Here is a 15,354-nt window from a genome sequence, read left to right as displayed (position 1 = left end):
CGGGCCTTCACTCATCCGGTAGCGTCCGTCACGCCGCGACCGGAACCTCCGGCGCCGCGCCGTTCGTCGCGGGCGCCAGCGCCAGCTCCAGGACCTGGCGGACGTCGGTCACGGTGTGGACGTCGAGCTTGTCCAGCACCTCGGCCGGGACGTCGTCCAGGTCGGGCTCGTTGCGCTTGGGGATGATCACGGTGGTGACCCCGGCGCGCTGGGCGGCGAGCAGCTTCTGCTTGACGCCGCCGATGGGCAGCACCCGGCCGGTCAGCGAGACCTCGCCGGTCATGGCGACGTCCGTGCGGACCAGGCGGCCGGAGAGGAGGGAGGCGAGGGCGGTGGTCATGGTGATGCCCGCGCTCGGGCCGTCCTTCGGGACCGCGCCCGCCGGGAAGTGGATGTGCACGCCCCGGTCCTTCAAGTCGGCCACCGGAAGCTCCAGTTCGGCGCCGTGGCTGCGCAGGAAGCTCAGCGCGATCTGCGCCGACTCCTTCATCACGTCCCCGAGCTGACCGGTCAGGGTCAGGCCCGCCGCGCCCGTCTCCGGGTCGGCCAGGGAGGCCTCCACGAAGAGCACGTCACCACCGGCGCCGGTGACCGCCAGGCCGGTCGCCACGCCGGGCACGGACGTACGGCGCTCGGCCGGGTCCTGGGCGGACTCGGGCACGTGGTGCGGGCGCCCGATCAGCGCGCGCAGGTCCTCGTCCCGGACGGTGAACGGCAGTTCCCGCTCGCCGAGTTCGTGCTGCGCCGCGATCTTGCGGAGCAGCCGTGCGATCGAGCGCTCCAGGGTGCGCACGCCCGCCTCGCGGGTGTACTCACCGGCCAGCTTGCGCAGGGCACTCTCGTCCAGAGCGACCTCGTCCGTGCCCAGTCCCGCCCGTTCCAGCTGGCGCGGGAGCAGGTGGTCGCGGGCGATGACGACCTTCTCGTCCTCGGTGTAGCCGTCCAGGCGGACGATCTCCATACGGTCGGCGAGCGCCTCCGGGATGGCCTCCAGGACGTTGGCGGTGGCCAGGAACACCACGTCCGACAGGTCGAGTTCGACCTCCAGGTAGTGGTCCCGGAAGGTGTGGTTCTGCGCCGGGTCCAGGACTTCGAGCAGGGCCGCGGCCGGGTCGCCGCGGAAGTCGGAGCCCACCTTGTCGATCTCGTCCAGCAGGACGACCGGGTTCATGGAACCGGCCTCCTTGATCGCGCGCACGATCCGGCCGGGCAGCGCACCGACGTACGTACGGCGGTGTCCGCGGATCTCGGCCTCGTCGCGGACACCGCCGAGGGCGACGCGGACGAACCTGCGGCCCATGGCGTGCGCGACGGACTCGCCGAGCGAGGTCTTGCCGACGCCGGGCGGGCCGACGAGGGCCAGTACGGCACCGCCGCGCCGTCCGCCGATGACGCCGAGGCCGCGCTCGCTGCGCCGCTTGCGGACGGCCAGGTACTCGGTGATGCGCTCCTTCACGTCCTGCAGGCCCGCGTGCTCGGCGTCCAGGATCGCCTTGGCGCCCTGGATGTCGTAGGAGTCCTCGGTCCGTTCGTTCCACGGCATCTCCAGGACCGTGTCGAGCCAGGTGCGGATCCAGGAGCCCTCCGGGGACTGGTCGCTGGACCGCTCCAGCTTGTCGACCTCCTTGAGCGCGGCCTCGCGGACCTTCTCCGGCAGGTCGGCGGCCTCGACGCGGGCGCGGTAGTCGTCGGACTCCTCACCCGAGTCCTTCTCGCCGTTCAGCTCGCGCAGTTCCTTGCGGACGGCCTCCAGCTGACGGCGCAGCAGGAACTCGCGCTGCTGCTTGTCGACGCCCTCCTGGACGTCCTTGGCGATGGTCTCGGCCACCTCCTGCTCGGCGAGGTGGTCGCGGAGCGTCTGCGTGGCGAGCTTCAGCCGGGCCACCGGGTCGGCGGTCTCCAGCAGTTCGACCTTCTGTTCCGTGGTGAGGAACGGCGAGTAGCCGGAGTTGTCGGCGAGTGCGGAGACGTCGTCGATGGCCTGGACGCGGTCCACGACCTGCCAGGCGCCGCGCTTCTTCAGCCAGGTGGTGGCGAGGGCCTTGTACTCCTTGACGAGGTCGGCGACCTGGCCCGGCAGCGGGTCCGGCACGCTCTCGTCGATGCGGGCGCCCTCGACCCACAGCGCCGCGCCGGGACCGGTGGTGCCGGCGCCGATGCGCACCCGGCTGCGGCCGCGGATCAGGGCCCCCGGGTCACCGTCGGCCAGCCGGCCGACCTGCTCGACCGTGCCCAGCACACCGGTCTTCGCGTACGTGCCGTCGATGCGTGGCACCAGCAGCACCCTGGGCTTTCCGGGTTCCGAGCGGGCGGCGGCCTGCGCGGCCTCCACCGCGGCCCTCACCTCGGCGTCGCTCAGGTCCAGCGGAACCACCATCCCGGGCAGCACGACCTCGTCGTCGAGCGGCAGCACGGGCAGGGTGAGCGTGAACGCCGATGACTCAGTAGCCATGATCTCCCCTTCGGCAGTCAAGTTGAGCTATGTCGACTCAACCGCTGGAGGGTGGGCTCGTGTTCCCGGCGTCTGTTCGCTGTGAGCGATCAAGCCGCCTTGCGCCAGCGGCGCACGAAGGGCCAGCTCGCCACTCCTATCACCAGGGCAATCAGGTGGCCCCAGTTCGTCATCGGGTCCTCGAAAGCGAGCAGGTCGCTCACGAGTTCACCGGCCGTCAGGACGAGAAGGGGCCAGCGCAGCCACGGGCGCAGGACACCGGACAGCGAGCCGATGCTCGCTGCCACGCCGAAGCTGATGCCGTAGTCGAGGCGGTGCAGCGAGGTGGGCGGAAGGTGGCCGACCAGGACGGCCAGGCCCACCGGGATCTCGGTGGCGAGCGTGGCCAGGACGTGCCCGGCGAGGAAGACGCAGGCCGCACGCGCGCCCCCTATGCGCCGCTCCAGCGCGGTGAGCACCAGCACGAACGCCAGCGCGTACGGCGACAGGACACCGCCCGCGATCCACAGCGCGCTCGCCAGCAGCACCACCGCGGGCGTGCGCACCAGGTGGGCCACGTCCGTGCTGGACGCCTGGTAGAGGGCGTTCACCAGGACGGGGTCGGCCAGGGTCGCGAACACGGAGGTGACGGCCAGGAGGACCGTGTAGGCGAAGGTGAACGGGGTGCCGGCCGGAGTGGGCAGCAGGCGCCACGGCCGTGGGAGCGGGAACGGGAGCCGGAGCGGTGCCGCCGGGCTCGCTTCGACGGGGGCGGGCGCGAGGGCGACGGGCGTGGAATGCCGCTGACGTGGCATGCCGTCCAGCAGGTCCGCGATCGCGGGGGCCGGTACGGCGGCGGTGCCGTCCGGAAAGGGCGCGCCCGTCAGGGGCGGGGACGCGGCCGCCGCAGGGCCCGTCGCGGTCCGTTCCACGCTGTGGCACTCCTTCCGTTGCGGCCAACCCTTCGGGTTCCGGGGGCGGCTGTCTATGACCGACGCCACCCGAGAGCCGATTCACAGCAACCTCCTACGTTCCGGCTGCGTCCGCGACTCACACCGCAAGGGTGCACGTCAGTTCGACATCCCTAATTCGTGTGAAGGTCAAGGTGTGTTCAAGGAAGATGGAGGCATGACTGCCGTGTACGACTCCCCCGTGGTCCTCGATCGGCGCGACGGCCCGTACGGCGAGGTGGTGCTGCGCCGGCACGGAGCGCTGTTGCAGATCATCGCCAACGGCTGCTTCCTGATGGACACCTCCGACGGCCGCTCGGAGCGGCTGCTGGTCGACGCCGCGCTGGCGGCGCTGGACGCGCGGCCGGAGCCGAAACTGCTGGTCGGAGGACTGGGCGTCGGATTCTCACTCGCACACGCCGCGGCGGAGTCCAGGTGGGGGCGGATCACCGTCGTCGAGCGGGAGCCCGCCGTCGTCGACTGGCACCGCCACGGTCCGCTGGCTGAGGTCTCCGCCGGAGCGCTCGCCGACCCGCGCACCGAGATCATGCAGGACGATCTCGTGGCGTTCGTCAATGAGACATCCGACACGTTCGACGCGCTCTGCCTGGACATCGACAACGGTCCCGGCTGGACCGTCACGGACGACAACGACACCCTGTACGCCCCGGCCGGACTCGCCGCCTGCGCAAGGGTGTTGAGCCCCGGCGGGGTGCTCGCGGTGTGGTCCGCCGAACCCTCCCCGGAATTTGAAGGTACCTTGCGGAATGCCGGGTTCCAACAGGTGCGTACCGAAGAGGTGCCGGTTGCCCGGGGCGTTCCGGACGCAGTACACCTCGCCGTCCGACCTGGATAGCGGCGGCGCGGTCGATCCCCGTAATGTGCTGCCCTGACGCGGATCATTCAAGCGTCAATCGCAGACATGGGATCACCCCACGGGTTCCGGAAAGCAACAAGCAGGGGCGGGCGATGGAGCAGACACACACCTCCCAGAGCGGCGCGGCGACGACCACCCCGGGCGCACAGCGCCGGGTGCTGGTCGTCGAGGACGATCCCACGATCGTCGACGCCATCGCGGCCCGGCTACGCGCCGAGGGATTTCTCGTACAGACCGCGATGGACGGCCCGGCCGCCGTCGACACGGCCGAGGCCTGGCAGCCCGACCTGCTGATCCTCGACATCATGCTGCCGGGCTTCGACGGCCTGGAGGTCTGCCGGCGCGTGCAGGCGCAGCGCCCGGTGCCGGTGCTGATGCTGACCGCGCGCGATGACGAGACGGACATGCTGGTCGGTCTCGGGGTCGGCGCGGACGACTACATGACCAAGCCGTTCTCGATGCGGGAGCTCGCCGCGCGGGTGCACGTGCTGCTGCGCCGGGTGGAGCGGGCGGCGCTGGCCGCGGCCACGCCGCGCTCCGGCATCCTGCGGCTCGGCGAGCTGGAGATCGACCACGCCCAGCGCCGGGTGCGGGTGAAGTCCGAGGACGTCCACCTCACGCCCACCGAGTTCGACCTGCTGGTGTGCCTGGCGAACACCCCGCGCGCGGTGCTCTCCCGGGAGCAGCTGCTGGCCGAGGTGTGGGACTGGGCGGACGCCTCCGGCACCCGTACGGTCGACAGCCACATCAAGGCGCTGCGCCGGAAGATCGGCGCCGAGCGGATCCGCACGGTGCACGGCGTCGGGTACGCGCTGGAGACGCCCACCCCATGAGCGTCGACGGGCGGCAGGCCGCACGGAGGAGCCCCGGGGGCGATCCCTGGGGCGGCGTACGCCCGTTCTCGATCAAGACCAAGCTGGGCGCGCTCGTCGTCATCTCGGTGCTGATCACCACCGGTCTGTCGATGATCGCGGTGCACACCAAGACCGAGCTGCGCTTCATCACGGTCTTCTCCATGATCGCCACCCTGCTGATCACGCAGTTCGTGGCGCATTCGCTCACCATGTCGCTGGACGAGATGAACACGGTGGCGCGGTCGATCTCCGAGGGCGACTACACGCGCCGGGTGAGCGAGGGCCGCCGGGACGAGCTGGGCGACCTGGCCCGGACGATCAACGTCATGGCGGACGAGCTGGAGGCCCAGGACCGCCAGCGCAAAGAGCTGGTCGCGAACGTCTCCCACGAGCTGCGCACCCCCATCGCGGGCCTGCGCGCGGTGCTGGAGAACATCGTCGACGGAGTCACCGAGGCCGACCCCGAGACCATGCGGACGGCCCTGAAGCAGACCGAGCGGCTCGGCCGGCTGGTGGAGACCCTGCTGGACCTGTCCCGGCTCGACAACGGCGTCGTACCGCTGAAGATGCGGCGCTTCGAGGTGTGGCCGTACCTCTCGGGGGTGCTGAAGGAGGCCAACATGGTGGCCTCGGCGCGCGCGGGCATCGCCTCCGGCTCCGGCAGCCACACCCGTACCGACGTCCATCTGCACCTGGACGTCTCCCCGCCGGAGCTGACCGCGCACGCCGATCCCGAGCGCATCCACCAGGTCGTCGCCAACCTGATCGACAACGCGGTCAAGCACAGCCCGCCGCACGGCCGGGTGACGGTGAAGGCGCGGCGCGGGCCGCAGCCGGAGTCGCTGGAGCTGGAGGTCCTGGACGAGGGCCCCGGAATCCCCCGGTCGGAGTGGCACCGGGTGTTCGAGCGGTTCAACCGGGGAGCGGTGACCCGGCCGCACGGGCCGGGCAGCGACGGCGGCACCGGACTCGGTCTGGCGATCGCCCGCTGGGCGGTGGATCTGCACGGCGGCCGGATCGGTGTGGCCGAATCCGAGCGCGGCTGCCGGATCATCGTCACTCTCCCGGGACTGACTTCCGTCCCGAGTTGACGTAGGGTCCGAACCGGAAGCACAAGATCCACGACGGTCGCTGCCGTTCCCGCGCAGCTGGACACGTGTGATCAGGGGCAGGCCCGCGCCACCCGTCGAACGAAGGCGCGCCGGGCCGGGGCCGGTGCACCCTCTCACATGCGGAACCACGCTTGTTTCCCGCCATATCAAGCCCTGAAACAAGATTTCCGATGTGACTTACGCGACGATGACCTTGCTCGACCTGACCTTCCCGGCCGTGGAGGCGTAGCCTTTATTCCCGCTGTCCATCACCTTGTGAAGCGGAAGAGGGCGGTTGCCGCCGTGTCGCCACAGTCCCCCAGTAACCCGAGCGTCTCGACCGACGACCAAGCCGGGAAGAACCCCGCTGCCGCGTTCGGTCCGAACGAGTGGCTCGTCGACGAGATCTATCAGCAGTACCTCCAGGACCCGAATTCGGTAGACCGCGCCTGGTGGGACTTCTTCGCCGATTACAAGCCGGGCGCTCCTGCCACCCCGGCTGCGGCGGGTACTGCGGCCGCGGGGGCCGCAGAGACCACCTCCACGGCCGCTCCGGCCCAGCCCGCGGCGCCGGCCCCCCAGGCCGCCGCCCCGGCCCCCGCGGCCGCTCCGAAGCCCGCTGCGGCTCCCGCAGCCCAGGTCCCGGCTCCCGCGGCGAAGGCCGCGGCCCCGGCCCCGGCCAAGCCGGCGACGCCCGCACAGGCGCCGGCCCAGCCGAAGCCGAAGGCCGCCCCCGCCGCCGAGGCCCCCGAGGGTCCGGAGCTGGTCACGCTGCGCGGCCCGGCCGCCGCCGTCGCGAAGAACATGAACGCCTCCCTGGAGCTGCCGACCGCCACCTCGGTCCGCGCCGTCCCGGTGAAGCTGCTGTTCGACAACCGGATCGTCATCAACAACCACCTCAAGCGCGCCCGGGGCGGGAAGATCTCCTTCACGCACCTGATCGGGTACGCGATGGTCCAGGCCATCAAGGCCATGCCGTCGATGAACTGGTCCTTCGGCGAGAAGGACGGCAAGCCGACCCTCATCAAGCCGGCGCACGTCAACCTCGGCCTCGCCATCGACCTGGTGAAGCCCAACGGCGACCGCCAGCTGGTCGTCGCGGCGATCAAGAAGGCCGAGACCCTGAACTTCTTCGAGTTCTGGCAGGCCTACGAGGACATCGTCCGCCGCGCCCGTGACGGCAAGCTGACGATGGACGACTTCACCGGTGTGACGGTCTCCCTGACCAACCCCGGCGGCCTCGGCACCGTCCACTCCGTGCCGCGTCTGATGCCCGGCCAGTCCGTGATCATGGGCGTCGGCTCCATGGACTACCCGGCGGAGTTCCAGGGCACCAGCCAGGACACCCTGAACAAGCTCGGCATCTCGAAGGTCATGACGCTCACGTCGACCTACGACCACCGGGTGATCCAGGGCGCCGCCTCCGGCGAGTTCCTGCGCCAGGTCGCGAACCTGCTGCTCGGCGAGAACGGCTTCTACGACGACATCTTCGAGTCGCTGCGCATCCCCTACGAGCCGGTCCGCTGGCTCAAGGACATCGACGCCAGCCACGACGACGACGTCACCAAGGCCGCCCGCGTCTTCGAGCTGATCCACTCCTACCGGGTCCGCGGCCACGTCATGGCCGACACCGACCCGCTGGAGTACCGCCAGCGCAAGCACCCGGACCTGGACATCGTCGAGCACGGCCTCACCCTGTGGGACCTGGAGCGCGAGTTCGCCGTCGGCGGCTTCGCCGGCAAGTCGATGATGAAGCTGCGCGACATCCTCGGCGTGCTGCGCGACTCGTACTGCCGCACCACCGGCATCGAGTTCATGCACATCCAGGACCCCAAGCAGCGCAAGTGGATCCAGGACCGGGTCGAGCGCGGCCACTCCAAGCCGGAGCGCGAGGAGCAGCTGCGCATCCTGCGCCGGCTGAACGCGGCGGAAGCCTTCGAGACCTTCCTGCAGACGAAGTACGTCGGCCAGAAGCGCTTCTCCCTGGAGGGCGGCGAGTCCGTCATCCCGCTGCTCGACGCGGTGATCGACTCGGCGGCCGAGTCCCGCCTGGACGAGGTCGTCATCGGCATGGCCCACCGCGGCCGCCTGAACGTCCTCGCCAACATCGTCGGCAAGTCGTACGCGCAGATCTTCCGCGAGTTCGAGGGCAACCTCGACCCGAAGTCGATGCACGGCTCCGGCGACGTGAAGTACCACCTGGGCGCCGAGGGCACCTTCACGGGCCTCGACGGCGAGCAGATCAAGGTCTCGCTGGCCGCGAACCCCTCCCACCTGGAGACGGTCGACCCGGTCATCGAGGGCATCGCCCGCGCCAAGCAGGACATCATCAACAAGGGCGGCACGGACTTCACGGTCCTGCCGGTGGCGATCCACGGCGACGCGGCCTTCGCGGGCCAGGGCGTGGTGGCCGAGACCCTGAACATGTCGCAGCTGCGCGGCTACCGCACCGGCGGCACGGTCCACATCGTCATCAACAACCAGGTCGGCTTCACCGCGGCCCCCGAGTCCTCGCGTTCCTCCATGTACGCGACGGACGTGGCCCGCATGATCGAGGCCCCGATCTTCCACGTGAACGGCGACGACCCGGAGGCCGTGGTCCGCGTGGCGCGGCTCGCCTTCGAGTTCCGCCAGGCGTTCAACAAGGACGTGGTGATCGACCTCATCTGCTACCGCCGCCGCGGTCACAACGAGTCGGACAACCCGGCCTTCACCCAGCCGCTGATGTACGACCTGATCGACAAGAAGCGCTCGGTGCGCAAGCTGTACACCGAGTCCCTGATCGGTCGCGGCGACATCACCCTGGAAGAGGCCGAGCAGGCGCTGCAGGACTACCAGGGCCAGCTGGAGAAGGTCTTCACGGAGGTCCGCGAGGCCACCTCCCAGCCGGTCGCCGCGGACACCCAGGCGCCGCAGGACGGCTTCCCGGTCGCGGTGCCGACCGCGATCTCCTCGGAGGTCGTGAAGCGCATCGCCGAGTCCCAGGTCAACATCCCCGACCACTTCACCGTGCACCCGCGTCTGCTGCCGCAGCTGCAGCGCCGCACGACGATGGTCGAGGAGGGCACGATCGACTGGGGCATGGGCGAGACCCTGGCCATCGGCTCCCTGCTGCTGGAGGGCACCCCGGTCCGGCTGTCCGGCCAGGACTCCCAGCGGGGCACCTTCGGCCAGCGCCACGCGGTGCTCATCGACCGCGAGACGGGCGAGGAGTACACCCCGCTCCAGTACCTCGCCGAGGACCAGGCGCGCTACAACGTCTACAACTCCCTGCTGTCCGAGTACGCGGTCATGGGCTTCGAGTACGGCTACTCGCTGGCCCGCCCCGACGCGCTCGTGATGTGGGAGGCGCAGTTCGGTGACTTCGTCAACGGCGCGCAGTCGGTGGTCGACGAGTACATCTCGGCGGCGGAGCAGAAGTGGGGCCAGATGTCCGGCGTCACGCTGCTCCTCCCCCACGGCTACGAGGGCCAGGGCCCGGACCACTCCTCGGCCCGTGTCGAGCGGTTCCTCCAGCTGTGCGCCCAGAACAACATGACGGTCGCGATGCCGACACTGCCGTCGAACTACTTCCACCTCCTGCGGTGGCAGGTGCACAACCCGCACCACAAGCCGCTGGTGGTCTTCACCCCGAAGTCGATGCTGCGCCTCAAGGCCGCCGCGTCGAAGACGGAGGAGTTCACGTCGGGCCAGTTCCGCCCCGTCATCGGCGACTCGACGGTCGACCCGGCCGCGGTCCGCAAGGTCGTCTTCTGCACCGGCAAGGTCTACTACGACCTGGACGCCGAGCGGCAGAAGCGCGGTGTCACGGACACGGCGATCATCCGCCTCGAGCGGCTGTACCCGCTGCCGGGTGCCGAGCTCCAGGCGGAGATCAAGAAGTACCCGAACGCCGAGAAGTACCTGTGGGCGCAGGAGGAGCCGGCGAACCAGGGTGCCTGGCCGTTCATCGCGCTCAACCTGATCGACCACCTGGACCTCGCGGTCGGCGCGGACGTCCCGCACGGCGAGCGGCTGCGGCGCATCTCGCGCCCGCACTCCTCGTCCCCGGCGGTGGGCTCCGCGAAGCGGCACCAGGCCGAGCAGGAGCAGCTGGTGCGTGAGGTGTTCGAGGCGTAGGCCTCCGGCGGTTCAGCCGACGTGAAAGGGCCCGGTGCCGAGTTCCTGCTCGGCACCGGGCCCTCGCGCATCAGCCCAGGTACGCCTCGAAGTCCCAGTAGGGCCGCACCCGTTGGCGGGCCGAGAGGGTGTGGGGGTGCTGGGCTCCCAGGGTGCGGGTGAGGGTCAGCAGGGCGTCGTCCTCCAGCTTGCCGGCCTCCTCCTGCTCGCGCGCCGCCCGCAGGTCCGCGGCGAGGGCCACCTGGCAGGAGAGGGTCAGCGGATGCTCGTGGCCGAGGGTGTGGCGGGCGCGGCGCAGGGTGTCACGGCTGAGCTCGACGGCCTCGGCGATGCGGCCGTTGAAGTTGCGGGCGGCGGCCGTGTTGAGGGCGCAGCCGAGGACCCAGGGGTGGTCGGCGGTGAGCGTGGAGGTGAGTCCGGCCAGCGCGGCCTCCGACATCGCCAGCGCGTCGGCGCGGTCGCCGGCCACCTGCATGACGAGCGCCGTGTTGGAGAGCATGCCCGTGGCCACCGGGTGGGCGGGGCCGAGCAGGGCCCGGTAGCCGGCCTCGGCCTCGTCGATCAGCTCCCGGGCCTGACTCAGATCGCCGTGTTCCCGCAGGTAGTTGCCGTAGTTGGTGATGAACGACAGGGTGCGGTAGTGCTCCCGGCCGTGCAGCTGGGCGAGCTGGTCGAGGAGGGCGGCCATCGAGGCGGTCATGTCCTGGCTGTGGCCGCCCTCGCGGCGTCGGCACAGGGCCAGCTGGACGCGGGCCTCCAGGGTCTGCGGGTGCTGCGGGCCGAGCACCTGCACATGAAGGCGGACCAGCGGCTCCTGGCGGGCCAGCGCGTCCCGGTAGCGGCCGAGCAGTCTGAGGTCGTGGGCGACCGCGCTGCCGGAGTTGAGGGTGCTGATGTGCCGGGCGCGCAGCACGTTCTCGCGCAGGGCCCGGGTCTCCAGGTCGAGTTCGTAGGCGTCGGCGTACCGGCCGAGCAGCCGCAGGCCGACGCCCGTGTTGTGCCGGGCGACCAGCGTCGCGGCCTCGTCGGGTCCGAGGAGCCGCTCGTGGCCTTCCAGGACCTCCCGCTGGAGCTCGTACGCCTCCTCGTACCGGCCGAGGAAGCGCAGGTCGCCGGCGACGGAGCCCTGGGTGACCAGCTCGACGAGTTCGTCGCGCCCGGGGTTGGAGCGCAGCTGCTCCAGGAAGCGGCGGTCCAGGTCGTAGGCCTCGCGGAAGCGGCCGCTGGCCCGCAGGATGAAGCTCTCCTGGCGGGTCAGGTCGAAGATGTGCGAGTCGAGCGGCTCCATGGTCTGCGACCACCGGTCGCGGATCTTCCGGGCCAGTTCGATGCCGCTGTTGTACTCGCCGCTGCGCAGGCAGTACTCCAGGCAGTTCAGGACGGTGGCCCGGACCCGGGGCTGGCCGCTGCTCAGCGCGCCGGAGGGTTCCAGGTGCGGCAGCAGTTCGGCGTAGCGGGGCCAGTTGCGGCTGTCCGCCGGGTTGCCGGGGTCGGCCTCGGCGAGCAGGGTGCGCACGGCCCGGCGGTGGGTGGCCCGGTTCTCCTCGCTGGTCAGCTTGGAGACGATGTCGTGGACGAGCCGGTGCATGTGGACGGACTCCTGGTGCGGGCCCATGTCCGCGCCCAGCGGGCCCCGGGACTCCCGGGTCAGGACGGAGTAGTTGACCAGGGTGTCCAGGGCCCGGGTCCAGGCGGGCAGGTCGGTGGCCATCCAGCGCAGTTCCTCGGGGAGGTCCGTCTGCGGGTAGGCGCGGATCAGGCCGAGCGGGATGCGTCCCGGGGCGAAGGACGTGCACAGGCCGAGGACGTCGATGGTCTGGGGCTGGGAGCGGCGCAGCCGGTTGAGCAGTATCGACCAGGAGGTCATGGAGGACTGCGGGAAGCCCTCGCCGGTGGCGGGCTCGTCGACGGTGGACAGTCGGCGCTCGCGCACCATCCGCAGGTACTCGGGCACCTCCATGCCGGACTCGCCGAGCCAGGAGGCGGCCTGCACCAGCGGCAGCGGTACGTCGCCGAACTCGGCGGCGACCTCGTCCGCCTCGGCCGCGGTGATGTGCGGGGCGCGCCGCATCAGATAGCCGGTGGACTCGGGCCGCAGGAAGGCCGGCACCTCCAGGACGTCGGTGTGCTCGGTCCAGGTCCGGTTGCGGGAGGTGACGAGGACGTGGCCGGGGCCCTGCGGGAGGAGCACGTTGATGCCCTCGGGGTCGTCCCAGCCGTCGAAGACGATCAGCCAGTTGGCGTACGGCTCGCCCCGGCGCAGCGCCTCCCGGACGGCGCGGATCCGTTCGCCCGGCTCACCGCCGATGGGCAGGCCGAGTTCCACGGCGAGTTCGCCGAAGCGGTCGCGCTGGATGTTGCGGTCGTCGGAGTTGACCCACCAGACCATGTCGTAGTCGGTGCTGAAGCGGTGCGCGAACTCGGCGGCCAGCTGGGTCTTGCCGATGCCGGACATGCCCAGCAGGGTGCAGGCGGAGGCGCCGCGCTCGGCGTCGGACAGCCGCTGGTGGATCTCGCCCAGCAGGTCGTCGCGGCCGGTGAAGCGCGGGTTGCGGCGCGGGACCTCACCCCAGATCTCGCAGCGGGTCTCCGGGTAGCGGACCCGGCCGCCGGGCAGGGTGCGGGGGGTGCGCCGGCGGTCCAGGCCGAGCCGGCTGAGCAGCCGTTCCTCGGCGGCCTCCTCGCTGAGCGCCCAGAGGCTGGCCGGTTCCAGGACGGCGGTGGCGGGCAGCAGCGGGCGGTTGGTCAGGTTGACGGCGGCGAAGCGGTCGGCGTGGTGGGCGACGAAGCCGCGCAGGACGTCGTTCCACTCGCCCGCCGGTCGCGGGCCGAGTTCGAAGAACCAGTCGTTGAGGACCAGCAGCACCTTGCCGCTGGAGAGCAGCAGGTCGCCGAGCGAGGCCTCCAGCGGGACCTCGCGCGGCGGGTCCCAGCGTTGCAGGGTGGCCCGGTGGCCGTGGCGTTCCAGGGTCTGTGCGATCCAGGCCGCCCATGAGCGGTGGTAGCCCGGGAAGACCACCAGGAAGTGCTGCACCGCACCGTCCGTGTCCGACCGCCGCTGTTCCGCCATCGCCGCTCCTGTTCCCGTGCCCGACTCCCGGACGAGCGCTCGCATAACCTAGCGCAACCCACCATGTACGGCTTGTCACCCTGGGCTTCGGGCCGCCACGCCGAGACGTGCGTGGTGCCGTTCCATCTCCTGGACGAACTCCCGCCCGGCACAGGTCAGTTCATCGGATTCTCGGAGGATGGACAAGGCTTCGCCGACCTGATCCCAGTGGGTGTCGAACTGACGCTCGGCGCGATCCTGCCAGCCGTACGCGCGCACGGATCCGTCCCTGGCCCGCCGCCACAGGTCGGCGAGCGCGAGGTGGGCGTAGACGCCCTGGAGCACGCCGGGTACGGGCCGCGGGTCGGGGCGCCAGCCCACGCGGTGGCGGGCGCCGCCCGGCCGGTACAGCGGGACCAGTTCGTGCAGGGTGGCCAGCTTGGTGTGCTGGGTCTCGTGGACCAGGGTCTCGGCGAGGTCGCCCGCGTCCGTCGGCAGCTGGCTGAGCAGCGCGCCTGGGGCGGCCCGCAGGGTGGCGCTCATCGGCGGGCCGCCCGAGCGCCCGGACGGCGCCAGGGGCACCACCGCGCGCAGCACCGCCGAGATCTCCGCGACCCGGTCGGGATCGGTCGCCGACAGCAGGGCCCGCGCGGCGAGCCACCGCGCGGCCCACGCTCCGGGCGCGGAGTGCGGGCGCCGGGCGGCGGGAAGGGCCTCGGGCCCGATCCCGTGCACGGGCACCCGGTACGGGTCGAGATCGTCGAGGAGTACGGCACTCCGGGGCAACACACGCAGACCGAGCCAGCCAACACCATCACCGGCAGGACAGCGGGCACCCGCCCCGGGCCGGCCGGTACCACCCCCGTCCGGCGGGCGGGTGCCCGCCCCGGGACGATCAATGCCGCCGCCGTCCGGCAGGCGGGTGTCGGCCCCGGGCCGGCCAGGACCATCGGCGCCTGGCCCACGGGTGCCGCCGTCCGGCCCACGGCTGTCCCCGCCAGGCCGGCCGCTTCCGTCACCGTCCGGCCCACACGTGCCCGCGCCGGGCCGGCCGGTTCCTCCGCCGTCCGGCTCACGGAGGTCCGCTTCGGGGTGGGTGAAGAGCACCTCGGTGGCGCCGGTGGCGTCCGTGATGTGCACCAGCCCGCGGCGGCCGGCGAGCAGGGCGCGGCCGGAGGGGCAGCACAGCACGCCGAGCCCGGGCAGCACCAGTCGGCCCGAGGGCACCGCGCGCTCTCCCTCGACCGGGCAGCCGGCGCGCACGGCGGCGGCCAGGGCCAGGCCGGTGAGGTACGGCAACCGCGCCTGCAGGCCGGGGCCGTCCCCGGCGGCGAGGACCGCGCCGAGCCAGGCGCCGGTCATGGGGTAGTCCACGAGGTCACGGACCGCCGCGGGGCCGGCCCGCTCCGCCCGCTCCAGCAGCGCCCAGTCGGCCTCGAAACGCGTCCGCACGGCCGGGTCGAGCGCCGTCCGCGCCCGTTCCACACGGACCAGGACCGCCTTCAGGAGCAGCATGCGACGCGCGTGGAGTGCGGCACGCAGTGCCGCGGTGCCCGCGGGCGCGGGGCGGGTCGTTGCAAGTTCCCCGATGGTCTCGGCGGACACCGGCGCCGAGGTCATCCCCGGTCGTCCTCACCGGGCTCCCATGCGGCCACTCCGGCCGGAAACGTACGGTCGCCGGGCGCGACCCCGCCCTTCCCGCCGCTCTCCTCGCCGACGTACCAGACCTCGCCGAACTCCCGGGTCCGGCACAGGACGTCACGCACCAAGGCCATCAGGCCCGGATCGTCCGTGGCACGCAATGTCCGCAGGTCGACGTCGGTGAGGTCGGGCAGGTGCGCGGTCCGTCCGCGGTCCTCACCGGGACCGGCCGCTCCTTTCCTCTGCTCCGCCACCCTCGGCTCCTCCCTGCCGGTACCCGCCCCGCACGGCCACAGCGGCTGCCCAGTTCTTCCCGACCCGAGGGAGTCAGAAACACCGAAT

The 15,354-nt window shown here is 71.6% G+C and carries 9 protein-coding genes; 4 read left to right on the top strand and 5 right to left on the bottom strand.

The window, feature by feature from the left end; genetic code table 11:
- Positions 1 to 28 precede the first annotated feature (28 nt).
- Complete coding sequence (lon, locus tag ACWC2T_RS11275) at positions 29 to 2,452, bottom strand: endopeptidase La (RefSeq protein ID WP_450670112.1); 2,424 nt, start codon at positions 2,450 to 2,452, stop codon at positions 29 to 31.
- Between the two features lie 89 nt (positions 2,453 to 2,541).
- Complete coding sequence (locus ACWC2T_RS11270; protein WP_450670111.1) at positions 2,542 to 3,363, bottom strand: rhomboid-like protein; 822 nt, start codon at positions 3,361 to 3,363, stop codon at positions 2,542 to 2,544.
- Between the two features lie 196 nt (positions 3,364 to 3,559).
- Between ACWC2T_RS11270 and ACWC2T_RS11265 the strand changes: the two genes are divergently transcribed.
- The 4 genes from ACWC2T_RS11265 (at position 3,560) to ACWC2T_RS11250 (ending at position 10,322) form a co-directional block, all read left to right on the top strand.
- The gene (locus ACWC2T_RS11265; protein ID WP_450670110.1) at positions 3,560 to 4,237 is read left to right on the top strand and encodes a spermine/spermidine synthase domain-containing protein; all 678 of its coding nucleotides are present in this window, start codon (positions 3,560 to 3,562) and stop codon (positions 4,235 to 4,237) included.
- Between the two features lie 113 nt (positions 4,238 to 4,350).
- Positions 4,351 to 5,091, top strand: coding sequence for a response regulator transcription factor (locus tag ACWC2T_RS11260; RefSeq protein WP_369391823.1), 741 nt, complete (start codon positions 4,351 to 4,353; stop codon positions 5,089 to 5,091).
- A complete protein-coding gene (locus ACWC2T_RS11255; protein WP_450670109.1) occupies positions 5,088 to 6,203 on the top strand; it encodes a HAMP domain-containing sensor histidine kinase in 1,116 nt (371 codons plus the stop codon). The genes ACWC2T_RS11260 and ACWC2T_RS11255 overlap by 4 nt, the downstream gene beginning before the upstream one ends.
- 303 nt (positions 6,204 to 6,506) lie before the next feature.
- Positions 6,507 to 10,322, top strand: a complete 3,816-nt coding sequence (locus tag ACWC2T_RS11250; protein WP_450670108.1) for a multifunctional oxoglutarate decarboxylase/oxoglutarate dehydrogenase thiamine pyrophosphate-binding subunit/dihydrolipoyllysine-residue succinyltransferase subunit — start codon at positions 6,507 to 6,509, stop codon at positions 10,320 to 10,322.
- Positions 10,323 to 10,392: 70 nt separating this feature from the next.
- On the opposite strand, the gene fxsT is transcribed toward ACWC2T_RS11250, so the two are convergent.
- The 3 genes from fxsT to ACWC2T_RS11235 form a co-directional block, all read right to left on the bottom strand.
- A complete protein-coding gene (gene fxsT, locus ACWC2T_RS11245; RefSeq protein ID WP_450670107.1) occupies positions 10,393 to 13,392 on the bottom strand; it encodes an FxSxx-COOH system tetratricopeptide repeat protein in 3,000 nt (999 codons plus the stop codon).
- A gap of 75 nt (positions 13,393 to 13,467) precedes the next feature.
- Positions 13,468 to 14,991 carry an aKG-HExxH-type peptide beta-hydroxylase gene (locus ACWC2T_RS11240; protein WP_450670106.1) on the bottom strand — a complete coding sequence of 508 codons (1,524 nt, stop codon included), beginning with the start codon at positions 14,989 to 14,991 and terminating at the stop codon, positions 13,468 to 13,470.
- On the bottom strand, positions 14,988 to 15,266 hold the full coding sequence (locus ACWC2T_RS11235; RefSeq protein WP_450670105.1) for a hypothetical protein: 279 nt from the start codon (positions 15,264 to 15,266) through the stop codon (positions 14,988 to 14,990). Before ACWC2T_RS11235 ends, ACWC2T_RS11240 begins: the two co-directional genes overlap by 4 nt.
- Positions 15,267 to 15,354: the final 88 nt, after the last annotated feature.

This window comes from Streptomyces sp. NPDC001393, assembly GCF_053597455.1.
Note: the sequence above shows the minus strand (reverse complement) of the source record. Positions and strands in the feature narration are given on the sequence as shown.